General features: G+C 66.2%; 18 protein-coding genes, 9 pseudogenes and 1 other annotated feature. Of the genes and pseudogenes, 14 read left to right on the top strand and 13 right to left on the bottom strand.

Translation table 11 applies throughout. From position 1 onward, the window contains the following. Positions 1–802: 802 nt before the first annotated feature. Positions 803–2,443: a cytochrome bc1 complex cytochrome b subunit gene (qcrB, locus tag OG842_RS01035; protein WP_266726632.1), complete on the top strand. Its 1,641-nt coding sequence runs from the start codon at positions 803–805 to the stop codon at positions 2,441–2,443. A gap of 9 nt (positions 2,444–2,452) precedes the next feature. Here the strand turns inward: qcrB and OG842_RS01030 are convergent, their stop codons facing one another. The 5 genes and pseudogenes from OG842_RS01030 to OG842_RS01010 form a co-directional block, all read right to left on the bottom strand. Further along, complete coding sequence (locus tag OG842_RS01030; protein ID WP_266726630.1) at positions 2,453–2,842, bottom strand: cytochrome c oxidase subunit 4; 390 nt, start codon at positions 2,840–2,842, stop codon at positions 2,453–2,455. Next, entirely contained in the window at positions 2,839–4,557 is a 1,719-nt protein-coding gene (gene ctaD, locus OG842_RS01025) for an aa3-type cytochrome oxidase subunit I (protein WP_443063952.1), read from the bottom strand. The genes OG842_RS01030 and ctaD overlap by 4 nt, the downstream gene beginning before the upstream one ends. A 155-nt stretch (positions 4,558–4,712) precedes the next feature. Further along, entirely contained in the window at positions 4,713–5,645 is a 933-nt protein-coding gene (locus OG842_RS01020; protein WP_266733365.1) for an integrase core domain-containing protein, read from the bottom strand. After that, positions 5,587–6,023: pseudogene (locus OG842_RS01015) on the bottom strand (transposase); the annotation flags it as partial. The pseudogene OG842_RS01015 and the gene OG842_RS01020, both read right to left, overlap by 59 nt. 29 nt (positions 6,024–6,052) lie before the next feature. After that, positions 6,053–6,955 (bottom strand): IS3 family transposase, encoded by a 903-nt coding sequence (locus tag OG842_RS01010; protein ID WP_443063951.1) that lies wholly within the window; start codon positions 6,953–6,955, stop codon positions 6,053–6,055. Positions 6,956–7,245: 290 nt separating this feature from the next. Here OG842_RS01010 and OG842_RS45090 point away from each other — a divergent pair. Next, a pseudogene (locus tag OG842_RS45090) lies at positions 7,246–7,365 on the top strand (DUF7677 family protein); the annotation flags it as partial. Between the two features lie 89 nt (positions 7,366–7,454). On the opposite strand, the gene OG842_RS01005 reads toward OG842_RS45090, so the two are convergent. Further along, positions 7,455–8,312 carry a hypothetical protein gene (locus tag OG842_RS01005; protein ID WP_266726628.1) on the bottom strand — a complete coding sequence of 286 codons (858 nt, stop codon included), beginning with the start codon at positions 8,310–8,312 and terminating at the stop codon, positions 7,455–7,457. A gap of 94 nt (positions 8,313–8,406) precedes the next feature. Between OG842_RS01005 and OG842_RS01000 the strand changes: the two genes are divergently transcribed. Further along, positions 8,407–8,712, top strand: a complete 306-nt coding sequence (locus OG842_RS01000; RefSeq protein WP_266726626.1) for a transposase — start codon at positions 8,407–8,409, stop codon at positions 8,710–8,712. A 539-nt stretch (positions 8,713–9,251) separates the two neighbouring features. On the opposite strand, the gene OG842_RS00995 is transcribed toward OG842_RS01000, so the two are convergent. Then, a complete protein-coding gene (locus OG842_RS00995) occupies positions 9,252–10,739 on the bottom strand; it encodes a lipase family protein (protein ID WP_266726624.1) in 1,488 nt (495 codons plus the stop codon). Positions 10,740–10,871: 132 nt separating this feature from the next. Further along, positions 10,872–11,689 (bottom strand): IS5 family transposase gene (locus OG842_RS00990; protein WP_266726622.1). Its coding sequence is split into 2 segments (ribosomal slippage): positions 10,872–11,347 and positions 11,347–11,689, totalling 819 coding nucleotides; the frame shifts between segments, so codons are not numbered across the junction. Positions 11,690–11,783: 94 nt separating this feature from the next. Here OG842_RS00990 and OG842_RS00985 point away from each other — a divergent pair. Next, a complete protein-coding gene (locus OG842_RS00985) occupies positions 11,784–12,968 on the top strand; it encodes an IS701 family transposase (RefSeq protein WP_266726591.1) in 1,185 nt (394 codons plus the stop codon). Between the two features lie 340 nt (positions 12,969–13,308). On the opposite strand, the gene OG842_RS00980 is transcribed toward OG842_RS00985, so the two are convergent. Further along, on the bottom strand, positions 13,309–13,830 hold the full coding sequence (locus OG842_RS00980) for a DDE-type integrase/transposase/recombinase (RefSeq protein WP_266726620.1): 522 nt from the start codon (positions 13,828–13,830) through the stop codon (positions 13,309–13,311). 48 nt (positions 13,831–13,878) lie between these two features. Between OG842_RS00980 and OG842_RS00975 the strand changes: the two are divergent. The 5 genes and pseudogenes from OG842_RS00975 to OG842_RS00955 form a co-directional block, all read left to right on the top strand. Further along, a pseudogene (locus OG842_RS00975) lies at positions 13,879–13,971 on the top strand (IS6 family transposase); the annotation flags it as partial. Between the two features lie 65 nt (positions 13,972–14,036). Continuing rightward, positions 14,037–15,271, top strand: a protein-coding gene (locus OG842_RS00970; RefSeq protein WP_266738344.1) for an IS3 family transposase whose coding sequence is annotated in 2 segments (ribosomal slippage) — positions 14,037–14,316 and positions 14,316–15,271 — 1,236 coding nt in all. Because the reading frame shifts where the segments join, the coding sequence is not laid out codon by codon here. Next, positions 14,315–14,443: a sequence feature (AL1L pseudoknot), on the top strand. It overlaps the preceding gene by 129 nt. Before the next feature lie 101 nt (positions 15,272–15,372). Then, positions 15,373–15,747: pseudogene (locus OG842_RS00965) on the top strand (helix-turn-helix domain-containing protein); the annotation flags it as partial. A 114-nt stretch (positions 15,748–15,861) separates the two neighbouring features. After that, a pseudogene (locus tag OG842_RS00960) lies at positions 15,862–16,383 on the top strand (IS6 family transposase); the annotation flags it as partial. Between the two features lie 179 nt (positions 16,384–16,562). Then, on the top strand, positions 16,563–17,402 hold the full coding sequence (locus OG842_RS00955; RefSeq protein ID WP_266726618.1) for an SDR family oxidoreductase: 840 nt from the start codon (positions 16,563–16,565) through the stop codon (positions 17,400–17,402). 119 nt (positions 17,403–17,521) lie between these two features. Here the strand turns inward: OG842_RS00955 and OG842_RS00950 are convergent, their stop codons facing one another. Beyond that, entirely contained in the window at positions 17,522–19,357 is a 1,836-nt protein-coding gene (locus OG842_RS00950) for a glycoside hydrolase family 15 protein (protein WP_266726616.1), read from the bottom strand. A gap of 326 nt (positions 19,358–19,683) precedes the next feature. Here OG842_RS00950 and OG842_RS45085 point away from each other — a divergent pair, with 326 nt between their 5' ends. Both OG842_RS45085 and OG842_RS00945 read left to right on the top strand, forming a co-directional pair. Continuing rightward, a complete protein-coding gene (locus tag OG842_RS45085) occupies positions 19,684–19,974 on the top strand; it encodes an AMP-binding protein (RefSeq protein WP_353962591.1) in 291 nt (96 codons plus the stop codon). A gap of 31 nt (positions 19,975–20,005) precedes the next feature. After that, positions 20,006–20,414 (top strand): annotated as a pseudogene (locus OG842_RS00945) (transposase); the annotation flags it as partial. A 175-nt stretch (positions 20,415–20,589) separates the two neighbouring features. Here the strand turns inward: OG842_RS00945 and OG842_RS00940 are convergent. The 3 genes and pseudogenes from OG842_RS00940 to OG842_RS00930 all read right to left on the bottom strand — a co-directional run. Next, positions 20,590–20,946 (bottom strand): annotated as a pseudogene (locus tag OG842_RS00940) (nuclear transport factor 2 family protein); the annotation flags it as partial. 170 nt (positions 20,947–21,116) lie between these two features. After that, positions 21,117–21,206: pseudogene (locus OG842_RS00935) on the bottom strand (FAD-dependent oxidoreductase); the annotation flags it as partial. After that, positions 21,203–21,625, bottom strand: coding sequence for an arsenate reductase ArsC (locus OG842_RS00930; protein WP_368082244.1), 423 nt, complete (start codon positions 21,623–21,625; stop codon positions 21,203–21,205). The pseudogene OG842_RS00935 and the gene OG842_RS00930, both read right to left, overlap by 4 nt. A 94-nt stretch (positions 21,626–21,719) precedes the next feature. On the opposite strand from OG842_RS00930, the gene OG842_RS00925 reads away from it, so the two are divergent. The 3 genes and pseudogenes from OG842_RS00925 (at position 21,720) to OG842_RS00915 (ending at position 24,426) form a co-directional block, all read left to right on the top strand. Then, the gene (locus tag OG842_RS00925; RefSeq protein WP_266726612.1) at positions 21,720–22,028 is read left to right on the top strand and encodes an ArsR/SmtB family transcription factor; all 309 of its coding nucleotides are present in this window, start codon (positions 21,720–21,722) and stop codon (positions 22,026–22,028) included. A gap of 2 nt (positions 22,029–22,030) precedes the next feature. After that, the gene (gene arsB / locus OG842_RS00920) at positions 22,031–23,152 is read left to right on the top strand and encodes an ACR3 family arsenite efflux transporter (protein WP_266733364.1); all 1,122 of its coding nucleotides are present in this window, start codon (positions 22,031–22,033) and stop codon (positions 23,150–23,152) included. Positions 23,153–23,368: 216 nt separating this feature from the next. Next, positions 23,369–24,426: pseudogene (locus OG842_RS00915) on the top strand (ArsO family NAD(P)H-dependent flavin-containing monooxygenase). The last annotated feature ends 11 nt before the right edge of the window (positions 24,427–24,437 follow it).

Genomic DNA, 24,437 nt, shown 5'->3' with positions numbered 1-24,437 from the left:
GTAGACTTATCAGAGAGCTTGAACCTTGCCAGACGTCCAGTTCAGGCGGGCCCCGCGAGATTGATCCCGCGAAGGGAAGCGGGATTAGAGTTTCCCACGGCTCCGTGCGGGCTCTCGCCAATGAACGGAAGCTTCTGCCGCGCTTTGTGAGCGGTGGAATCCCCTCAGAAAGGACGTGGGCCAGATGAGCCACCTTGTGAGCCAGGCGCCCATCAGTGACATCACACTGGCCGCTTCGGCTGTGCGCTGGATTTTCCCCCTCGGTATAGCAGTGGTCGTAGTCGCTGTTCTGCTTGGCCTCGTCTGGTGGGACGCGCGCCGTCGGTCTCGGGCACGACAGCAGGGACCACGGCCCGAACGTTCCTCCCGAAGTAGCGAAAACTTGAGGGCGGCAGATGATTTCGGGGAAGGCCTCAGCCCATATGAGATCAACCGCCCCTCTTCGCCAATGGACGTACCCAAGGATGACAACGGTGGGGCTTTTGGCAGTGGAAGAACCGGCAGCTGACGGGTCAGCGACATCGGCGGCACTCGCCGAGATCACCGCGCGGTCAAGATCTACTTTCTATACCCGCCCTTAGCTTTTCCTGCCTAATCCCTTGTTAAGGGCAGCGCTGGAGGAGATCGATTCGCTCGCGGGGTGGGGCCGACGTACCCGCCCCCGGCACGTCAGGGCCAGGTCGGCCGATCAGGTGCCGATACCGCGATTCTGCGTAGTCCCTTCGAGTAATGCGCTACTCATAAAGGGCGAACCGTAACAATAAGGGGCGGGGGGGAAGGAAGATCGACGGGAGAGTGGTGCATGCCCCTGCGGAGGCGTAAGGCGCAGCTGAAGGCCCGGGCCGGGAAGACGGCGGTCAGTGGTTACGGCGCGGTGGATAGGCGCCTGCCCGTCAGCGAGCTGGCCCGGCAGTTGCTGCGCAAGGCCTTTCCCGACCACTGGTCCTTTCTCCTCGGTGAGATCGCCCTCTACTCCTTTGTGGTCCTGCTCCTCACCGGCGTGTACCTCACTCTGTTCTTCGACCCGAGCATGATGGAGAGCGTCTACACCGGTTCCTATGTGCCCCTTCAGGGGGTGAGGATGACGCAGGCCTACACCACCACCCTCAACATCAGCTTCGCCGTGCGCGGAGGCCTGCTGATCCGTCAGATCCACCACTGGGCGGCACTCGTGTTCATCGCTGCGATCGCCGTCCATATGCTGCGGATCTTCTTCACCGGCGCCTTCCGTAAACCGCGGGAGGCCAACTGGATCGTGGGCGTGACACTGTTCGTACTCGCGCTTCTCGAAGGATTCGCGGGCTACTCGCTGCCCGACGACCTGCTGTCCGGTACGGGCCTGAGGACGGCGGCCACCATTGTGGGGTCGATCCCTGTCGTCGGAACGTACCTGGAGCTGTTTGTCTTCGGCGGACAGTTCCCGGGCGATGCCGTGATCCCCCGTCTGTACCCCGTGCATGTCCTGCTCGTGCCCGGCCTGATCGTGGCGCTGATCACCGCTCATCTCATCCTGGTGGTCTATCTGAAACACACCCACTGGGCGGGTCAGGGGAAGACCAACAAAAACGCCGTCGGCTCACCGGCGTTTCCTCACTTCACCGCGAAGACCACAGGTTTTTTCCTCATGGTGTTCGGCGTACTGACGTTGCTGGGCGCGCTCGCCCAGATCAACCCCGTATGGAACTACGGCCCCTACCGCGCCAACCAGGTCTCGGGTAACGCACAGCCGGACTGGTATGTCGGGTTCCTGGAGGGCGCGCTCCGGCTGATGCCGCCATGGGAGACCGACATTGCGGGTCACACCTTCATGTGGAATGTGTTCATTCCGGCGATCGTGCTGCCAGGCGTGGTCTTCACAGTGCTGTTCCTCTATCCCTTTTTCGAGAAATGGGTGACGGGCGACCGCAGGGAACACCATCTGTGCGACCGGCCGCGCAACCGGCCGACCCGTACGGGGCTCGGCGTGGCGGCCATCGTCTTCTACGCCGTTCTCCTGGTCGCCGGCGGCAACGACGTCGTAGCCTTCTCGTTCAGGGTTTCGGTCGAGGCCATGACCTGGATCCTCAGAACCACGCTGATCGCTGCCCCACTCCTGGCCTTCGCGCTGACCAAACGCCTCTGCCTCGCCCTTCAGATGCGGGACCGCCGCCGACTGACCGAAGGCGAGGAGACCGGCCAGGTGACACAGTCGGTGAACGGCGGTCTCTCGGAGAGCCGCCGTGGCCTGAGCCCGACAGCCCGCTACCGCATCCTGATGCGTGATGTCCCGACGCCCCTGGAGCTCCCCGCGCAGGGCCCGATCTCGCGTCGGCGACGGCTTCGGACCGTACTGAGCGGCTGGTACTACGGGGACCTCGTGGAACTGCCCGTCACGGAGGAGCAACGGTCCCGGATCGCGGAGCGGACGACACCGTCGGAGCCGGTCCGCGAACGCGAGGACTGAGAACCACCCTCAGTCCTGGACACCCACGTACTGGAAGACCATTCCGAACACCCCCGCCAGGACCAAGCCCAACCCGATCAGGAACAGCCACAGACCGAACACCACACCGATGGCGAGCACGGCCATCCCCGCGGCTGTCAGTGACGGCCAGATGCTGTGCGGAGAGAAGAAGTCCACCGGACCGGACCGCTCGTGGATGTACCCGTCCCCGCGGTCCTCGGGGCGCAGGCCCTTCCTCCGGTAGTTGGTGGCGAAGAAGAACGTGACCAGCAACGCCATGAGGAACGAGACGGTGAGAGCCGTCGTGCCTGTCGGATCACGGGACCACACGGCGTAGAGAACATCGGTCACGAGGAAGAACCCCGCGACCCCGGCGAAGACAATGGCCTCGGTCTTCATTCGCCCGACTCCTCTTCAGCGCCCGATGCAGAGCGGGAGCCGCCTCGGCCGAGGCCCGGCTTCTGCTTCTCCGGCGTGAGGGGATGGTGCAGGTCGAAGGCCGGCGAGTCGGAACGCACGCGGGGCAAAGCCCGGAAATTGTGCCTCGGGGGCGGACAGGAGGTTACCCACTCCAGGGAACGGCCGAACCCCCACGGGTTGTCCACCTCGACCTTGGGCGCGTAACGGCTGGTGCGCCACACGTTGTACAGGAACGGCAGTGTCGACAGGCCCAGCAGAAAGGAGCCGACGGACGAGATCGTATTGAGCAAGGTGAAGCCGTCCGCCGCGAGATAGTCGGCGTAACGCCGGGGCATTCCGGCCTCACCCAGCCAGTGCTGGACCAGGAAGGTCAGCTGAAAGCCGATGAACAAGGTCCAGAAATGGATACGACCGATGCGTTCATCCAGCATACGTCCGGTCAACTTGGGCCACCAGAAGTAGAAGCCTCCGAACATCGCGAAGACTACTGTTCCGAAGAGCACGTAATGGAGGTGGGCGACGATGAAGTACGAATCGGTGAGATGGAAGTCCAGCGGAGGTGAGGCGATCAGCACTCCACTGAGGCCGCCGAGGAGAAAAGTCACGAGGAAGCCGATCGCCCAGAGCATGGGTGTCTCGAACGAGATACTGCCGAGCCACATGGTGCCGATCCAGTTGAAGAACTTGACACCGGTGGGCACGGCGATGACGAATGACATGGCGGAGAAGAAGGGCAGGAGAACGGCTCCTGTCGCGAACATGTGGTGGGCCCAGACAACCGCCGAGAGCATGGTGATGCTGATCGTGGCCATCACCATTCCGAAATACCCGAACATCGGCTTCCGGCTGAACACGGGAATGATCTCGCTCACCACTCCGAAGAAGGGCAGCGCGACAATGTAGACCTCGGGATGGCCGAAGAACCAGAACAGGTGCTGCCACAGTAGCGCCCCGCCGTTCGCGGCGTCGTAAACATGGGCCCCGAACTTCCGGTCGGCTTCCAGGGCGAGCAGGGTGGCGGCGAGCACCGGAAACGCGAGCAGCGCGAGGATCGAGGTGAACAGTACGTTCCAGGTGAAGATCGGCATCCGGAACATGGTCATACCCGGCGCACGCAGACAGACGATCGTAGTGATGAAATTGACCGATGCCAGGGTCGTACTGATCCCCGACAGCACGAGCCCCATAGTCCAGAGGTCTCCGCCGGCGCCGGGCGAGAAGACGGCACTGTTCAGCGGTGCGTAGGCGAACCAGCCGAAGTGGGCCGCGCCGCCGGGCACCGCGAATCCGGACACCACGATGATTCCGCCGAAGAGGAAGAGCCAGTAGGTGAGCGCGTTGAGGCGCGGGAAGGCGACGTCGGGTGCGCCGATCTGAAGCGGCATGATGGCGTTCGCGAAGCCGCCGAACATCGGCGTGGCGAACAGCAGCATCATGATGGTGCCGTGGACAGTGAACAGCTGGTTGTACTGTTCCGCGCTGACGATCTGCAGTCCCGGCCGGGCCAGCTCCGCGCGCATGAGCATGGCCAGCACTCCGGCCAGCAGGAAGAACCCGAACGCGGTGACTATGTAGAGATTGCCGATGACCTTGTGGTCGGTGGTCGTCAGCCAGCCCATGAGTCTCACACCGGCATTGATGCGCTTGTTGGCCACCGGCGCGGCCGACGCGGCTTCCTGCAGGTCCTGCGCCATCAGTTCTCCGTCCCTCCCGGTTGACTCGATGGTGGAGCCTGCCACCGTGGACGGCCCGTACGACTGGCGGTGACACCTCGAGTTTCACCAATTCACCGGTTTCCGATCGGGTGTCCCAGGGGCCCTGCCCTTGCCGAAAATGTCATCCGTTGAGGTCATGCGGCATGTCGGTACTCGTGGAGAATGTCGCCGAGGCGATCGCGGCGGCGTATTTCGAGGCGGGCGGTCTCGTCCGGATCAGTGATCGGCGTGGGCAATGGATACAGCGGGCGGGCATTCGCGATGCCCTGATGCGGCCGATGGGAGTTGTAGAACTGTTCGAACGCGCGCAAGGCGTGGAGCAGATGCCGCTGGCTCCAGATCAACGTGCGGTCCAGCAGCTCGCGCCGGCAGGTCTGCACCCACCTCTCCATAATCGAGTTCATTCTCGGCATCCGGACGCCGCTGAGCCCAACCTCGATGCCCGCATCGGCGAGGATCGCGTCGAACAAGGCGGGGAACTTCCCGTCCCGGTCCCGGATCAAGAACCGCGCCCGGCAGCGTGCGTCCTTCAGGTCCATGACGAGATTCTTCGCGGCCTGCGCCCAGGCGGTGGCCGGGTGTGCCGTGGCGCCCGGAATCCGGATCCGCCGACTGCCGTGCTCGATCACTGCGAGCACGTACATCCGTGCCCCGGACAAGGTGACTGTCTCGAAGAAATCGCACGCCAGCAGGGCGCCGGCCTGCGAGCGCAGGAAGTCCGCCCACGTACTTGAGCTCCGTTGGGGTGACGGATCGGTCCCGGCCTCCCGCAGGATCTCCCAGACCGTGGAGGGGGCCACTGTCACGCCCGGCACCAGCAGCTCGCCGTGGAGGCGCCGGTAGCCCCACGTGGGATTTTCCCGTGCCAGGCGCCGCACCAGGGCACGGATGGAGCGCACGGTGCGGGGCGGACCCGGGCGCTTCGGCTTGGACCCGGCGGCGTGGCGGCGGGCGACCAGGCCGCAGTGCCAACGCAGCACCGTGTCCGGCCGGACCAGCAGCCGCAGCCTCGGCCAGCAGCCAGCGAACCGGAAGCCCGCTGCCGGCCGTGGCCTTGCGGATCTCACGCCCGGCGGGCCGGATCCGCAGGGCCACGAAGCGCGAATACATGCGCTTGCGCCCGCTTCGGCCACTGCCCGGCCGTGACCCCTCCCTCCACTGCACCGGCCGCGCGGAAGACTTTCCGGCCGCGATGACCAGGCTCTTCACCCTCCGGGCCGGCTCGGGGTAGGAAGGAACCGGCCGGGGCAGGCAGGGGTGCACGGCTGTGCGTCCTCGGGTTGCGCGGTGGTCGTGGTCGAGATGCCCACCACGTAGTCAAGACCGCTGCCTTCCAGGCCAAGCCGGAAGGCAGCGGTGTCACCATAGCCGCCGTCGGCGATGACCTGGGGCACCTCGATGCCCCAGGACCGCGTCTCGTCGATCATGTCGAGGGCCAGCTGCCACGGGCCTTGACCCCGGATCTTGAACACGTCTATGCGGCTCGGGTCAGGGTAGTTGATGTTGTTTGGAAGGTGTTCTCGTAAGCGATCGGGGAGCGTTGTCCGAGGCGGGAGTGCCGGCGTCGGGTGTTGTATCGGGTCAGCCAGCGGAAGGCGTCGAGTCGGGCCTCACGCTCGTTCGACCAGCCCTTTCGGCCTTTCACCGTCTCCCTTTTGAAGCTGGCGTTGAACGATTCGGCGGCGGCGTTGTCCGCGCTGGACCCGACCGCGCCCGTACTCTGCCGCACCCCAGCCGACCTGCAGACTTCAGCGAAGATTCGACTCGTATATTGCGAGCCGTGATCGGTGTGCATCACCGCCCCGGCCAGGCTCCCGCGGGTCCGTTCGGCAGTCTGGAGGGCATCGATGACGAGCTCGGTGCGCATGTGATCGGCGATCGCCCACCCGGCCAGACGGCGTGAACACAGGTCGATCACGGTCGCGAGATAGAGCGGTTTCGCGCCGCTGACCGGCAAGTATGTGATGTCGCCGACGTACTTCGCGTTCACCGCGGCCGCGGTGAAGTCGCGTCCGATCAGGTCCGGCGCCTTCGCCGCGGCCGGGTCCGCGACGGTGGTGCGGTGCCGGCGCCGCAGACGGACGCCTTCCAGGCCGACGGTCCGCATGATCCTCGCGACCCGCTTGTGATTGACCACCAGGCCGCCGTCCTCGCGGGGCTCCGCGGTGATCCTCGGGGCGCCGTAGGTGCCGTCGGAGTCCTGGTGAACCTTGCGTATCCGGGCCGCGAGTTCGGCCTCGGCGGCCTGCCGGGCCGTCCGTGCAGCCGCGGTGCGGCGCCAGTAGTAGAAGCTCGAGCGGGCGATTCCCAGCAACGAGCACAACCGCGTGACGCCGAACCGGCGCTGGTGATCCTCAACGAACTGGCAGCGGTTCACCAGCGCGTCTCTCCCGCGAAATACCGGGCCGCCTTGCGGAGGATGTCCCGCTCCTCCTCCAGCTCGCGGATCCTCTTCCTCGCGGCGGCCAGCTCCGCCTGAATCCCGTCACCATCAGGCCGCGGCGCCGCCGCAGGTGTGGAGTGAGCGCCGGACCGGCGTCCGTCAGCGGCCCGGATCCAGCGCGACCGCGTCCGCCTTGAACTCGGCGGGGTAGTGCTTCATCCCCACAGGGACTCCGTTCTCCTGGACCATCAAGATCCAAGTCTCTCCGGTGTCCAAAAACCGGGGTCAGGGCCCATGAGAAATACGCGGAGCGCCGGGCTGCAGTCTGGCTCTACCGATACTGCACCGGGAGGCTGCCTCCAGGGGAGCCGGCCATCGAGCCCTGGGAGTGCCAACTTCATTGACAGCTACTGTCCGCTGACATCGAACCTGGATCGGTTGCCACCGAACTCGGACCGGTTTCCTGCGTGGCCGTGGCCGTGACCGGGAGGCTTCATTCGTTCGTGCGACAGGTCATGAACCAGTGGGTGTCGAAGTAGTGGGCCATCGTGAAGGGATGGTCCTTCTCAAGGAGGAGGATGCGGCAGACGAACTCTGCGGTTGAACAGTCGAAGGGGACGTTCTCACCGTCGAATGTCTGCATGGTGACAGGCCAGTGGTCAGGGTCTCCGTCGTCGATCTGCCAGCAGTACAGATTCTTGTGCTCGGTGCCTGCCCAGATGAGCAGGCCGTCCTTCTTCAAGTCGGTCCACGGTTCCTGGTTCAGATGGAGGTACGCGTCGAAGGCGCCCTCCCCGAACGTCTCCACCATGCGCTTGTAGTCGCGGGGAAGACGCGTGCCCATGCGCGCCTCGATCTGCGCCCAGTCGACGTCCGGTCGCTGGTGCGGCAGGATCCAGCCGGTGATGCCGATGAGCCGCTCGACCCAGTCTTCGTCCTGGCCGGCGATCCCCGCGGGCAGCATTTGTACCTGCCGCGGGGTGACCGCCAGTACCGGCACGATGTCGCCCTGCGCATCCAGTGCAGTGCCCGCGCCGAGCCACTGCCCTGCATGGGCCCAGGCCACTACCGTCTCGGCACGACCTTCGAGGAGGTCGGGGAGACCTGCGCCATGAACCTCGCTCACGCCCGGTTCCGTGATGCCGTCCAGGACCAGGGTCCGTGGTTCTCCGTGACGGGAAGCCAGCTTCTCGACCAGAGCGTGGGGGTCGATGTCCTGTGAGAGGTACAGAACCCCGCTCGGCCGGGGGATCCGGTCCAGCAGGTTGTTGAGCATCGAATGAGTGAACTCCATGGAGGACAGGAAAGCGCGCTCCACTGACAAGAGCCCGAGATCCAGCTTCGATGACAATCGGTCCAAGTTCACTGTCGGGCCCTGACCCTGGTTTTTGGACACCGGAGAGACTTGGATCTTGATGGTCCAGGAGAACGGAGTCCCTGTGGGGATGAAGCACTACCCCGCCGAGTTCGAGGCGGACGCGGTCGCGCTGTATCGGTCCCGTCCGGGAGCGACGATCAAGTCGGTCGCCACCGACCTCGGAGTGAACACCGAGACGCTGCGGAACTGGATCCGGGCCGCTGACGGACGCCGGTCCGGCGCTCACTCCACACCTGCGGCGGCGCCGCGGCCTGATGGTGACGGGGTTCAGGCGGAGCTGGCCGCCGCGAGGAAGAGGATCCGCGAGCTGGAGGAGGAGCGGGACATCCTCCGCAAGGCGGCCCGGTATTTCGCGGGAGAGACGCGCTGGTGAACCGCTGCCAGTTCGTTGAGGATCACCAGCGCCGGTTCGGCGTCAAGCGGCTCTGCGGCATCGCCCGCTCGGGTTTCTTACTGGCGCCGCACCGCCCCGGCCCGCGCGGCCCGGCAGGCCGCCGATGAGCGGCTCGCGGCCCGGATACGCAAGGCCCACCGGGACTCCGACGGTACCTCCCCGGCATGACAACGACCCCAGCCCCGTTCCTGGGCTGCGGGTCGGGCCCGACTCACGCCGTGTACTGGTCCTGATCTCCGGCAGTACTCGTCACTACCGCTTCAGCGTCGGCCCCGCAGGACTTCTACGCCCCCGCAGAGCGGGAACAATCCAGGCATCCCACCCGGTCAGCCAACATGACAGTGCCGTCGACCGCGTTCTCGCCTGTGTCGGCCAGTTGCTGGGCGAGCGTGCGGCCCAGGCCGCGGCCGCCCTTCGATGGCGAAGCGGTGTTCGGGCCACTGGGCTCACGGACGCGATGTGGTCCCGGACCGCGGGGCGACCGCTGTCCGGGACCAGTGAGCTGACCGACTCCGGTGTCACCCGGTGTAGGTGAACTCGTCGGCTGGACTGGTGGGGGACGAGTAGCCGTTCACGGTCACGGTGATGTCCACGGTCGTGCTCGTAGCCTTGCCCGACGGGGGTGCTTTGGCGACGATCTTGTCCGAGTCGACCTGGACGGATGGCGAGGCGTTCTTCCCGAAATACACGGAGGCGCCTTTCGCGAAGCCCGCGCCGGAGATAGTGACCGAGTCGTTGGCCTTGCCCCTGTCCGGTGTGATGCCGGTGACCGCCACGGGTTCGGGCCCGCCGTAGGCGAACTGCCCGAGCGGGACTGCCGGGGAGGTGCCCAGGGGGTTGGTGACATACACGTTGACGATGCCGGTCCCGTCGGGCACCTCGGCAGTGATGGTGCCGTCAGGGTTGAACGTGGGTGGTTTCTGGCACGGGACGGGGCCAAAGTCGACGTTGCAATCCTTGCTGAAGTCGCGGCCCTTGATAGTGACCTGTGTGCCCGATGCGCCGAAGCTGGGGAGCACGCCGGTCACCACCGGCGGCCCGGAGAGGACGGGCGCGTCCAGCAGTCTGAGGTAGGTGGAGTTGGCATGCTGAAATGCGACCTGGCCCAGGAAATCCTCAACCGAGGCCTTGACCAAATTGTCGTCGCGGACCATGTAGTCGGTGTTCTTGCTGACGGCAGTGCCAGGCTGGACGTAGACGTTGTTCCCGCGCAGAGCTGCGATCGACCCGAGGAGCGCCTTCACCTCGAGAGTTGCCGCTGGTCCGGGATCCGGGTACCAGCTCTCCGCGGTGGGGAGATCGGCCCAGGCCAGCGGCACCACGTCGTAGGCGTTGACGTAGCGCTGGTTCATGCTCTCGAACTGGGAGGTGAGGTAGTCGGCGAAGCTCTGCAGACCGGCGGTGGGTGCCGCGAAGGTGACCACCCCGAACTGAGGCTGGCTTTGCTGCCAGGTCTGTGCCTTCAGGTACAGCGCGACCATGTTCGCGATGCAACCACCCAGGCTGTGACCGATTACGTAGACCGTCGGCTGCGGAATCCCCGTCAAGAGGCCGGCGAGCGCCTGCACGAGATTGGAACCGGCGCTGAGCGAACGCATGTCGACGACCTGAGTGAAGGCGTCCATCGCCCCCTTCGACACGGAGACGGGGGACGTCGACCCGCTGGCGGTGAACGGCACCACCGTGCCGACATCGAGGTCTTCGAGAATGTCGGTCACGCTGGCGATTGTCCCGCGGACGACCACGGCAAACTGGTTCGAGCCGTCGTTGTTCTTGGCGATGTACGCCATGTTCGCGTTGTCCGGGCTCAGCGCGAGCCACGTCGGTGTCCAGTTTTTCGTCAGGGGGGAGTTGGAGAACTGCCGGGAGATGCCGAGCTTGATCCGCTCGGTCTGGGCTTGCAGGGTCTCCCCCGACGGACGCGGAGTCGCTCCAGTTGCCGCGATGGCGGCCAGGGTCATGGCCACCTGAGGCGTGATCGGAGTGGCCTGTTGTGCCGCCGCCATGCTCGCTCCTTAAGTCTTCACTCATCGTCATACATCTCCATTTCAATGTATTCGCATACTCAGTACCCTGACGGATGTCAGGCCACTTGTTTTCTCTAGTTCACTGGAATGGGGTCCGACTAAGACCGTGTCCTATGTGGTGAGTCGGGCGAGTCGTTTGTAGCAGCAGAGGGCGGCGGCGAGGCCGAGGAAGGCCAGGTAGTTGCGAGGGTGGCGTTCGTAGCGGTGGTTGAGTCGGCGGTAGCCGGTCAGCCACGACATGGTGCGTTCGATGACCCATCTGCGGCGTCCGAGCCGTTCGCTGGATTCGATTCCTTTGCGTGCTATGCGGACGCCTATACGTTTACCGCGCAGCCATTTCCGCAGGTCGGGGATGTCGTAAGCCTTGTCGGCGTGAAGCTTGCCGGGTCTGTAGTGCCAGCCGCGGTGAGGGTCGTGTCTCGTTTGGAGACCGGCCACCATGGGCTTCAGACCCTGGCTGTCGTGGGTGTTGGCGGCGGAGACGCCGACGACCAGGGGCAGTCCGTTCGCGTCCGACAGGACGTGCATCTTGGAACCCGGTTTACCCCGGTCCACGGGGCTGGGGCCTGTGAGTTCGCCCCCTTTTTGGCCCGTACGTGGGCGGAGTCCAGGACCACGCGGGTCACGTCGAGCAAGCCGCACTCGTCGATGCGGTCGAGCACCGCCTCGTGCAGCCGGCCCCAGACACCGGCCCTGGACCAGATGGTGAAGCGCCGGTGTGCAGTCGACTTCGAGACCCCGAAACACGGAGGCAGAGCCCGCCAGGCACACCCGCTCACCAGCACGTAGACGATAGCCGCGAACAGCGTCTCATCAGGCGTGTCCTGCGTCCCGCCGCCCTGCGGACGCACCCTCGATGGTGGGATCAACGGCTTCGCGATCTCCCACAGCCCGTCCGGAACAATCCAACTCCACGTATCCCGCCCCATGAACAGCTCAACGAGTGATCACCACATAGGACACGGGCTAATACTGCAACGGTGTTTGCTGTGACGGGTAGGCAGGTCGATCGTTGGTGTTGTCATGGGTGGGGATCTTGCTGAGGTCAGGTCGTGGGCCGGTGAGTTGGGTGCGGTGCAAGGGCGGTTTCTTCACCGATTCGGCAGATCGGAGCCTCGTGAGTCAGCTCTTGCCTATATGCGGGGACTCGTAGCCCCGTTGCAGCGGAAGAACGGCTGGACGCTGGCCGAAGAAGCCGGCCACGCAGGTCCGGACCGCATCCACCGGCTGTTGAACCGGATCGAGTGGGACGCCGACGAGGTTCTGGACGATGTGCGTGACTACGTGGTCGAGCATCTCGGCGATCCTGGTGCGGTGCTGATCGTGGACGACACCGGCTTCCTGAAGAAGGGCACCGGTTCGGCCGGGGTGCAACGGCAGTACTCCGGCACCGCGGGCCGCACGGAGAACTGCCAGGTCGGTGTCTTCCTCGCCTATGCGGCCCCGCTCGGACGAACGCTGATCGACCGCCGTCTGTATCTGCCTGCCTCCTGGACGGACGACCGAGAGCGGTGCCGCCGGGCCGGCATTGACGACGAGGTCGGCTTCGCGACGAAGGTGGCGATGGCCAAGGAGATGGTCCGCCGCGCGATCGCCGGCAAGATCCCGTTCCGCTGGGTGACCGCAGATGCCGGCTACGGCTACAGCAAGGGCTGGCGCTCTGAGCTGGAACAGGCGGACGTCTTCCACGTCATGGCCACCACCCGCCACGACACGGTCGTCACCCGCTGGGCCATCGACCACCCCGTGAGCGATCTATTTCCCGCCCTGCCCCGGCAGAAATGGAAACGCCGCTCGTGCGGCCAGGGCTCCCACGGGCCCCGCGTCTATGACTGGGCACGCGTCGAAGTCCGCCCCTGGCACCGGCCCGACCGCCGGCATTGGGTGATCGCCCGTCGCAGCGTTGCCCGTCCCCAAGAGCTCTCCTACTACATCGCCTACGGCCCGGCCGACGCCACCCTGGACGAGCTGATCCACATCGCCGGGAGCCGCTGGGCGATCGAGGAATGCTTCCAGACCGCGAAGCAGGAGTGCGGCCTGGACGACTACCAGGTCCGCCGCTACCCCGGCTGGCACCGCCACATCACCCTGGCCATGGCCGCCCACGCCTGCCTCACCGTCCTGCGGGCCCGCCAGCTCGACACCGGGAAAGCAGAAACGGATCCTCCCAGCTCATCCACCTCAGCCTCGCCGAGATCAGACGCCTGATCCACCGCCTCACCAACCGACGGCACGCACCCGTCGACCACATCCTGCACTGGTCGACCTGGCGCCGAAAACGACAACACCAAGCCCGAACCAGCCACTACAAACAACGAGGCCACGCCCCACCGACTGACCACCCGTCACGACAAACACCGTTGCAGTACTAAAGCGGAACCGCAGTGAACGGCTTCAAGAATCTGTTTTCCCTGCAACCTCGTCGTCGCGGTTTTAGATGCCCGTCGGCAACATCCAGGAACTCGGTCATTTTCTCAACAGCGAAGGCATGGTCCATCGCAGGAATCTACGCCCAGTGGTATGAACCGCCCCGGGTTCGGTAGAGATATCAGCTTGTTGTTGTGACCTGGAGTTTCGCGGTGGTGAGGTAGTGGTTGGTCTCGTATTCGATGGGTGGGATGTGCCCTATTTCACCGTGGAGTCGGCGGTGGCAGTGCCAGTCGACCCACTCGGCCGTCGCGAGTTCGACTTGGGAAAGTGTCCTCCAGGGCCAGCCGGGTTTGATCAGCTCGGTTTCGAAGAGTCCGATCGCGGACTCCATGAGGGCGTTGTCGTAGGCGTCACCGACCGAGTCGATCGAAGCAGCGATGCCCACGGCGTCCAGATGCACGGCAAGCCGGAAGCTCGTATATTGCGACCCGGCGTCCGAGTGATGTATCAACTCGCTTGCCGTGTGGGGGAATCCGTCCCGGTCGCGTTGCCACAGAGCCATCTCCAAAACGTCCAGGACGAGCCTGGTCTCCTTCGACGTGGCGGCGGACCACCCAACGATCCGGCGGGAGAACGTGTCCACGACGAAGGCGACGTAGACAACTGAGGTTGATCCCCGGGAGTGGACAGCGGGTTTCATGCAACGAGTGACACCGTAGGTGACGTGATCAGTTGCTGTTCGAACTCACGCGCGATGAAAGGATTCCGCAGCATCGGCGGGGCGCAGCGGTTCCTGTCCGCGTTCACCGAGATCTCACCCCACTTCCGACCCGACCGCCACCACATACTGACTTTGAACCGCCCCGGGTTTGATGGAGATCATCAAGACCCGGAAGGATGCCGATCATGGCTGCTCCCCGTAAGTACCCCGACGAACTGCGTGAACGCGCGACGCGTCTGGCCATCGAGGCCCGCAAGGACCCGGCCGGCCGGGTCGGAGCGATCAAGCGGATCGCCGACCAGCTGGACGTGCACCCCGAGTCCCTGCGCGGCTGGGTGAAACGGGCCGAGATCGACGAGGGAGTCGTGCCCGGGACTACTAGTTCGGAGGCTGCCCGGATCGCGGAGCTGGAGCGGGAGGTGAAGGAACTGCGGCGGGCGAACGCGATATTGAAGTCCGCCTCGGCTTTCTTCGCCGCGGAGCTGGACCGTCCACTGCGATGAAGGTCGCCTACATCGACCAGTACAAGGAGACGTTCGGCGTCCAGCCGATCTGCGACGTCCTCGCCGAGACGGACGCGCCGATCGCGCCGAGCACCTACTACGCTGCTCACACCCGTCCGCCGTCGGCCCGCAGCCTGCGCGACGAGCAACTCACCCAGGAGATACGCCGGATCCACGCCGACAACTACGGTGTCTACGGAGCCCGCAAGGTCCACGCCGCCCTGGTCCGCGAGGGAGTCGAGGTGGCCCGCTGCACGGTCGAACGCCTCATGCGTCAGGCGGGGCTTCGCGGCATGATCCGGGCCAAGGGCCCGCGCACCACCCGCCCTGCTCCGGAGACCGACCGTCCGGCCGATCTGGTCGAGCGGCAGTTCACCGCAACTACTTCGAACCAGTTGTGGGTTGCCGACATCACCTACATCAGAACGTTCTCCGGCTGGGTCTACGCGGCCTTCGTCATCGACGTCTTCTCCCGCATGGTCGTCGGCTGGCAGGTCGCCACCAGCCTCTACACCGACCTCGCCCTTCACGCGCTGGAGATGGCGATCTGGCGCCGTCGGCACACCGGCGCCGACCTCACCGGCCTCACGCACCACTCCGACCGCGGCGTTCAATACCGTGCCATTCGCTACACCGAACGCCTCGCCGACGAGGCGGCCGTGGCCTCGGTCGGTTCCAAGGGCGACTCGTATGACAACGCCCTCGCCGAGGCGTTCAACAGCCTCTTCAAGGCCGAACTGATCCGCAACAAGGGCCCCTGGACGTCCATCAACGACGTCGAGATCGCCGTCGCCGAGTACATCGACTGGTTCAACCAGAGGCGCCTGCACGGCGAACTCGGTCACGTCACCCCCGCCGAGCACGAAGCCGCCCACTACGCGGCCCAACCCCCAGCATCACTCCAGAAAACCAGCTAACTCACCCTCCACGAAACCCGGGGCTTGACACTTCGGCTCGTTGGGGTGAATCTGCGCGAAGTCCCTGAAGGGCCTGGAGTGGTGGCTGTATCTCGTGGTGTGTGAGGTATGCGGATGGGGGCGGGCTGACCGCTGTGGGACGTCGGCGCCGGGAGACGGTGCGTATGCAGGCGGCCGAGTTGTTCGAGCAGAGGATCAAGCCGCCGGAGGCCGCGCGGCGGCTGCGGGTGAGCCTGAAATCGGCCTACCAGTGGCACCAACGGTGGTGGGAGGGCGGTGTTCAGGCTCTGGCCTCCCGTGGTCCGAGCGGGTCGCGATGCCGCCTGTCCCCGCGCTGCCTGGAGAAGCTGGCCGTTTATCTCCAGCAGGGGCCGGCCGCGCACGGCTGGGTGGAGGACCAGGTGTGGACGGCCGCTCGGGTGACCACGCTGATCGGCCGGAAGTTCCCCGTCTCCTACAGCGTCTCGGGTGCCACCCACTGGTGACCGTTCTCACCGAAGCCAGTCGCCGTCTCATCCAATGCAGCCGCCCAAACGGGACTGTCACATTGACGGTCGGGCTGGGTTGATCTCCGGGGAGGGGAGCCGATCATGCCTTCCACGGCACCGTCGTACAAAGGCCACCGGTACCCGGTGGAGGCCATCTCGCACTGCGTGTGACTGTACTTCCGCTTCCCGCTCAGCTTCCGCGAGGTCGAGGAGCTGATGCTCGAGCGCGGAGTGATCGTCTCCTACGAGACAATCCGCCGCTGGAGCCTGAAGTTCGGTCAGGCCTACGCCAACTCGTTGCGCCGGAGGTGCCCCCGGCCGGGTGACAAGTGGCATCTCGACGAGGTCTTCATCAAGATCAATGGTGAGTGGAAGTACCTGTTGCGGGCCGTGGACCAAGACGGGATGGTACTCGACATCCTCGTGCAGGCCCGTCGTGACAAGGCCGCGGCCAGGCGCTTCTTCCGCCGGCTCCTCAAAACGACCGGGGCGGTGCCCAGGGTGATCGTCACGGACAAACTCCGTGCCTACGGCGCAGCGCACCGTGAGGTGATGCCCTCGGTGGAACATCTCTTCCTGCCAAACAGCCTATCCCGGGCATACGCCGCCCGCACTCCGTGCAAGGCCTGTCCTGCCGAGGGTGCCGGGCTCATGTCCCCCAGGTTCCCGGACCCGTTCGGCTGACCGGCGCAATCTGCCCGCGCCCGACGTGTGGCCTGAGCTTTCGGATGGTTCGGTGTCGGCAGGAGTCGGACCGACTCACACGAGGCCGTGAGGTCAGCCAGTCGAGGAGGAGAACCGGTGTGAGCGTGACTCAGGGAGCCCCTCAGGGCGTCATCCCCGCGCGTCTGCTGAAAGGCCAGAAGGCACTCGTCACCGGCGCGAACTCGGGCATCGGCAAGGCGACGGCCATCGGCCTGGGGCGTGCCGGAGCCGACGTGGTCGTGAACTACGTCGCCGGGCGCGAGGATGCCGAGCAGGTGGTCGAGGAGATCTCCGGGTTCGGAGTGCACGCGGCGGCCTACGAGGCCGATGTGTCCCAGGAGGACCAGGTCGTCGCGATGGTCGAACGAATGGTCCAGGAGTTCGGGACCATCGACATCCTCGTGGCCAACGCCGGGCTGCAGCGCGACGCCCCGTTCACCGGGATGACGACGGCCCAGTGGCAGAAGGTGCTGGACGTCAACCTCACCGGCCAGTTCTTGTGCGCTCGGGAGGCGACGAAGGAGTTCTTGAGAAGGGGAGTCGTCCCCGAGGTCTCGCGAGCTGCCGGGAAGATCATCTGCATGAGCTCGGTGCACCAACTCATCCCTTGGGCCGGCCACGTCAACTACGCGGCCTCCAAAGGTGGCGTGCAGATGATGATGGAGACGCTCGCCCAGGAGCTCGCACCCCACAGGATCCGGGTCAACGCAGTTGCTCCAGGCGCCATCAGGACTCCCATCAATCGCAGCGCCTGGAACACTCCCGATGCCGAGAAGTCCCTGTTGCAGCTGATTCCTTACGGGCGCGTCGGTGATCCGGAGGACATCGCCCACGCGGTCGTCGGGCTCGCCTCGGACCTCATGGACTACGTGGTGGGCACCACGCTCTACGTGGACGGTGGCATGACCCTCTTCCCTGGCTTTGCCACCGGCGGGTGAACTGCGACGTCGCGACCTCGGGCGGCACCCTCTGTCTCGCCCGGCACGTGGCAAGCGCGCCGTTCGCCGTGCATCCCGATGAAGACTCCTGTGTCCCCAGGAGTGCCCTTGACCTCGGATCAGCGGAACCGTCGTCCTCGGTCGCGCTGTTCGTCAAGGGCGTCGTCCAGGGTGGTGGCGGCCATGATCAGTGACAGATGCGTGAAGGCCTGCGGGAAGTTGCCCAACTGCTCGCCGCTGGGGCCGATCTCCTCAGCGAACAGGCCGACGTGGTTGGCATAGGTCTGCATCTTCTCGAAGGCATAGCGCGCCGGACGAACCCGCCCGGCGCGAGCAAGAGCGTCCACATAGAGGAAGGTGCAGAGACTGAACGTGCCTTCGGAGCCCCGCAGACCGTCCGGGGAGGCCGCAGGGTCGTAGCGGTAGACGAGGCTGTCCGACACCAGCGTGCGCTCCATCGCGTCGAGCGTCGACAGCCAGCTCACCGTCCTGGGAGCCAGGAACCCGACGCGCGGAACCAGCAGCAGCGAAGCGTCGAGGACATCGCTTCCGTAGTGCTGGACGAGGGCCTGCTCCTTCTCGTTCCAGCCCCGCTCCATCACCTGTTCGAGGATCGCGTCGCGAGCCGCGGTCCAACGAGGAGCGTCGGCGGGACGGCTGTGTTCTCTCGCCAGTCGCAGCCCCCGGTCGAAGGCCACCCATGACATCACCCGGCTGAAGGTGAAGTCCTGGCGTCCGCCACGGGTCTCCCAGATGCCCTCATCGGCGCGATCCCAGGAATCGGCCAGCCAGTCCAGTGTCCGCGCGACGTTCTTCCAGCCGTGGTAGCTGCCTCCCATGGCGGCCTCATGTCCCTCCGACAAGGCATAGAGCGCCTCCCCGTAGATGTCCAGCTGCAGCTGATCAGCCGCGGCGTTCCCCACCCGAACCGGATACGACCCCCGATAGCCTTCGAAGTGTGGGAGAACCTCTTCCGACAGCTCGGGATCCCCGTCGACGCGGTACATGATCTGCAGCGGCTCGCCATCGACACCCTCCCGGGCCTGGAGGCGGTCGCTCATCCAGTGAGTGAACTGCGCCGCTTCCTCGACGAACCCCAGGTCGAGCAGAGCACGCACGGACAGGGAGCCATCACGGACCCAGGTGTAGCGGTAGTCCCAGTTGCGTTCACCCCCGATCTGCTCGGGCAGACCCATGGTGGCGGCGGCGACGGGGGCACCTGTGGGGGCGTAGGTGAGCAGCTTGAGCGTGATGGCCGAGCGCTGCACCACACCCGGCCACCGGCCGCGGTACCGGGAGGAGTGGACCCAGTCCTGCCAGAATTCCACCACCTCCCAGAAGCGTTCCATCACCTGGCCCGGGGTGACCGGCGGCGGGGGTTCGCCATCGGGTCCGTCAACGGTGAACACCGCTGCGGCCACCTCGCCCGACCTCAAGGTCACCGCACCCCGCACATCCGTACCGTCCCGCTTCAGGGGGAAGGTACTTTGCAGATAGGCAGTGGCGTTCCGCGCCCGGAACGTAGCGGTACCGTCTTGCACGTCGAGCTGGTGGGTGGCCCGGCCGTAGTCGAATCGTGGACGGCAGTCCAAATTGAAGCGCACCGTTCCGCGCACCGCCCGCACGCCGCGGATCAGCACATGCCGGTCTGTGGGGGTGCCGGTGCGATCCGGTGGCATGCAGTCGAAAACCTCGCCGACCCCGTCCGGCGACATGAACCGCGTCACCAGGACCGCGGTGTCGGGGTAGTAGAGCTGCTTGCAGGTGGTGTTCTGACTTTCCGGCGCGAACAGGAAGTAGCCTCCACGGTCGTGGTCGAGCAGGGCAGCGAAGACACTGGGCGAGTCGAACCTGGGCGCCGGGAGCCAGTCGACGACCCCCTGGGACGAGACCAGAGCAGCGGTTTGCAGGTCACCGACGAGGCCGTGGTCAGCGATGGGCGGATAGCGATCCATGGTCGTCACTCCTCGCTGATGCCCCTGGTTCCAGGGTCCCCCGTGCGCGACGGGATCGCCATCCCCCACCAGTCGGGTCTGACGCTGCGCGTGTCCACCTCATGACTCAGCGCAAGACACTGGAGCAGTGACTGGCCGACCACCTCTTGCCCAGTTCTCAGCGCCTGATCCTTGATCGCCGGGGTTCCGTGATCCGGGAGGCGGGCAGCCACAGGAGCCACTACGCCGCGTGAAGGCCGGCTACCCGATCGAGGCGATGAACGTGTGCCGCCCCGGGAGATCGATGACGACGAGGGCAGACGGTTGCTGCGGATCACCGCAGGGGCATGGGGGCAGAGCCCGTGCCGGACGGTCGAACAGCCCTTGAGGAAGCCGCCACACCCGCCGCTGGTCTCGTGGAAGCCATCGCCCACCAGGTACGCGACCGTCCCGGCGCCGTAGCTGTCTGCCGCGGAGAGGATCGATCGGCCTACCGCGGGCTGGACGCTCGCGCTGGGCGGATCTCCCTGCGCCTGCGTGAGCTCGGAGCCCGCGGCGGCGCCCCGGTCGCCATCCTGATGGAGCGGTCGCTGGATATGGCCGCCGCGATGCCAGGCACTGCTTCTCGGATCTCCTGACGTGATTGGGGTGTTGGGGCAGGCCGGCTGTATGGGGCGTGGGGATCTGACGAATGCGGAGTGGGATCGGCTGGAGTCGTTCTTACCTCGCGGTGGTGCAGGTGGGGGTCGGTGGAGTGATCATCGACGAGTGATCAACGGGGATCTGTACCGGGTGCGGACGGGTGTGCAGGGGCGGGATCTGCCTGAGCGATTCGGGTCGCGGGAGACGGTTTATAAGCGTCATCGCCGCTGTTCAGTGGATGGGACGTGGGAGATGCTGCTGTCGAAAGTCCAATCGGAGACTGGCCGTCCGGCTGGAAGAGGTGGTCAGATCGGCGAGTGTCTGGGACGTTCCCGCGGCGGCTTCACCACCAAGATCCATCTCGCCGCCGAAGGACGACGCAGGCCTCTCGCCTTCGGCCCTGACACCCGGACACTACGGTGACGGCCCCCAGCTCGAGTGGATCCACCGTTGGTTCTGGGCCGTGAGAGGTGGAGCCAGGTGAGAGGGACTTCACCGCTGTTCGCCCAGGGGCGCGGGGGCGCCTCGGTGACGGCAACCGGCGCCGGCGGGCCTCGTTGACTGACCATTGACCACGGGTACTTCGTCGATGCGGACGGCGATGAGGCCCCTCAGGAGTGCCGGTGGTACGCCTTGTTGGTGATACGCCAGCTGCCGTCCGAGCCGTGGACCAGCGGGAAGATGTCGGTGAAGGCGTCCGGACCGTGCCGGAGCGTCATGGTCGCGGTCGCGACGGTGCCGTGGACGTCGACGGTGTCGATACGGCGTGAGCGGGCCGGTTCGTCCGGGGCCGGATGGCCCGGGAAGAGAGCGCAGTACCGATCCAGCGGCCAGGAGACGAAGACGCCGTCGCGGATCCCCTCGATGTGGGCGGTGGGCAGAAACGCATCGCGGAAGTGGGTGGGGTCGCCTGTGGCGTGTCCGCGGATGTAGGCACGGAGTGGTCGGAGTACGGCGTCCTCCGGCGCGGCAGTGTGGTGCAAGGCCGACAGCCGAGCATCTTCTCGCGCGGGTCTCTGGCTATCTGGAAATCCTGGCCGCCCACGGCGTCGACTGCCGACTGCTGCGCTCCGCCGATCCGGGGCGGGTCATCTACGAGGACGACGTGCAGGTTGTGGTCGCGCCATACGCGTAGGTCGGGTCCGAGCTGGGCGCGGGCGGTGTAGAGGGCGGCGGTGTATCCGGCGGGGCCGGAGCCGATGATGACGACGTCGTGTATGTCGCTCACACCGTGGTCTCCGGGGCGATTTCTGCGATCAGGCCCTGGACGAGGGCCTTGATCTCGTCGCGGATGGGGCGGACGGCTTCGACGCCCTGTCCGGCGGGGTCGTCGAGCTTCCAGTCGAGGTAGCGCTTACCGGGGAAGGCGGGGCAGGTGTCGCCGCAGCCCATGGTGATGCACACGTCGGACTCGCGGACGGCGTCGATGGTGAGGATCTTCTGCGTCTCCTTGGAGATGTCGATGCCGGCCTCGGCCATGGCTTCGACGGCGGCTGGGTTGACGGTGTCGCCGGGGTCGGAGCCGGCGGAGCGGACCTCGACGCGGTCTCCGGCCAGGTGGGTCAGCCAGGCGGCGGCCATCTGGGAGCGGCCGGCGTTGTGGACGCAGACGAACAGGACGGACGGCTTGCCGGAGGACTCGGCCATGTTGATCGTTCTCTCTCGTCGCATGGCGGTACCGGCCGCCAATGACTTCAGCCCCAGCTGGTATCAGCGGGCGATGATGTGAGAGTATCAGTGCATGCTGACTTCAGTCGATCCTGATGTGATCCGGGTGCTGGGCGATCCGCTCCGCCTGAAGATCGTGACCCTGCTGGCGCGCGAGACGCTCTGCACGACGCACCTGGTCGAGGAGACCGGGGCCAAGCAGACCAACCTCTCCAACCACCTGAAGGTCCTTCGCGAGGCCGGGCTGGTGGAGACCGAGCCATGCGGCCGCTTCACCTACTACAAGCTCAAGCCCGAGGTCCTGGCCGGTCTGTCCGAGCAGTTCGCCGTGCTGGCCGAGTCCGCCCGTACCGCCGGCGAGAACAAGAGGGCCTGCCCGTGACCATCGAGGGCACCACGAAGGCCCCTGCTGCGGACCAGGCTGGGGGAGGGGACGACTCGATCGTCAGGAAGCTCCCCACCCTCGACCGGTATCTCGCGGTGTGGATCCTGCTCGCCATGGCCGTCGGCCTGGGCCTGGGGCGGCTGATCCCCGGGATGAACGACGCGCTGGCGAAGATCGAGATCGGCGGGATCTCCCTGCCGATCGCGCTCGGCCTGCTCGTCATGATGTACCCGGTCCTGGCCAAGGTCCGCTACGACAGGCTCGACACCGTCACCGGCGACCGCAAGCTGATGGTGTCCTCGCTGGTCATCAACTGGATCGTCGGCCCGGCAGTCATGTTCGCGCTGGCGTGGATCTTCCTGCCGGACCTGCCCGAGTACCGCACCGGATTGATCATCGTCGGCCTCGCGCGCTGCATCGCCATGGTCATCATCTGGAACGACCTTGCCTGCGGCGACCGCGAAGCAGCCGCCGTCCTCGTCGCCGTCAACTCCGTGTTCCAGGTCATCGCGTTCGGCCTGCTCGGCTGGTTCTACCTCGACCTGCTGCCCCGGTGGCTGAACCTCGGAGACGGCCAGGGCCTGGACGTCTCCGTCTGGCACATCGCGCTGAACGTCATCATCTTCCTCGGCATCCCGCTGCTGGCCGGCTTCCTCACCCGCCGCATCGGCGAGCAGAAGATGGGCCGCGAGAACTACGACGCGAAGTTCCTGCCGAAGATCGGCCCCTGGGCCCTGTACGGGCTGCTCTTCACGATCGTCATCCTGTTCGCCCTCCAGGGGAAGACGATCACCTCGCAGCCCCTGGACGTGGTCCGGATCGCACTGCCGCTGCTTGTCTACTTTGCGATCATGTTCTTCGGCACCTTCCTGCTCGGCAAGGCCCTCGGCCTCGCCTACGACCGCACGGCCACCCTCGCGTTCACCGCGGCGGGCAACAACTTCGAACTGGCCATCGCCGTCGCCATCGCGACCTTCGGCGTCACCTCCGGCCAGGCCCTGTCCGGCGTCGTCGGCCCGCTCATCGAGGTACCCGTCCTGATCGGACTCGTGTACGTGTCGCTGGCCTGGCGCAAGAAGTTCACGCCCGGAGCACTTACCACCCCGGGAAGGGACGACTGATGCACTGCCTCGACTGCCGCACCACGGCAACGAGCAGCACCACTGTCGGCGTCTGCCAGGGTTGCGGAGCCGGAGTCTGCGCGGCGCATGCCCGCATCGCGCCCCGGAGCGTGCGTCGGGCAGTCTGATCGGAACCCCCGGTGGGGCCGAGACGCGGACGGTGCTGTGCCTGGTGTGTGTCGCAGCCGAGGCACCGGCCGCATCGGCTCTGACCCCGTGACCGGCATGGCGGACGTCGTGGTGATCGGCGGCGGGCAGGCAGGGCTCGCTGCCGGCTACCACCTGTGGCGCAACAAGCTCGACTTCGTCATCCTCGACGCCCAGAGCACGCCCGGCGGAGCCTGGCAGCAAACCTGGGACTCCTTGCACCTGTTCTCCCCGGCTGCGTTCTCCTTCCTGCCCGGCCGCCTCATGCCCACCCAGACCGGCGTGGAGTACCCGGACGCCGGGCACGTGGTGGAGTACCTGACCGACTACGAGCAGCGCTACGGCCCGTCCACCGCCCGGTCCGCGTCCAGGCGGTGCGCCGGGGCGCGGACCGCCTACGGGTGGAGACAGACACCGGCGCCTGGTCGGCGAGGGCGGCCGTCTCCGCGACCGGCACCTGGTGGCGCCCCTTCCTGCCCGCCGTCCCCGACCAGGAGGTCTTCACCGGCCGTCAGCTCCACACCACCGGCTACCACAGCCCATCCGACTTCGCCGGACAGCGGGTCGTCGTGGTCGGCGGCGGGAACTCCGGCGCACAGATCGCCGCCGACCTCGCCACCCACGACGGCATCGACCTGACCTGGGTCACCCAGCGCCCACCCCGCTTCCTCGCCGACGACATCGACGGCCGCGCACTCTTCGACGCCGCCACCGCCCGCCGCCGCGCCCTGGACGAAGGCCGCACCGACACCGGCGGCGTCGCCTCACTCGGCGACATCGTCGCCGTCCCACCAGTCCGCGAGGCACGCGACGCCGGACTGCTGAAGGCTCAGCCCATGTTCGAGCGGCTCGTGGCAGACGGCATCCGGTGGAGCGACGGAACGTCCGCACCGGCGGACACGGTGATCTGGTGCACCGGCTTCCGCCCCGCCCTCTCCCACCTCGCCCCGCTGGGCCTGCGCGGGACTCGCGGCCACATTGCCACCGACGGCACCCGCGCGGTCGGCGAGCCACGGCAGCACCTGCTCGGCTACGGCGACTGGACTGGGCCGGCCTCCGCCACCCTCATCGGAGTGGGGCGCCCCGCACGCGACACCGTCCGGCAGGTCACAGAGCTGCTGGCCTGAGTGCCTGCGGC

Origin of the sequence: Streptomyces sp. NBC_00376 (genome assembly GCF_036077095.1) — a bacterium.
GTDB lineage: Bacteria > Actinomycetota > Actinomycetes > Streptomycetales > Streptomycetaceae > Streptomyces.
This window is presented reverse-complemented; position numbering and strand designations above follow the sequence as displayed.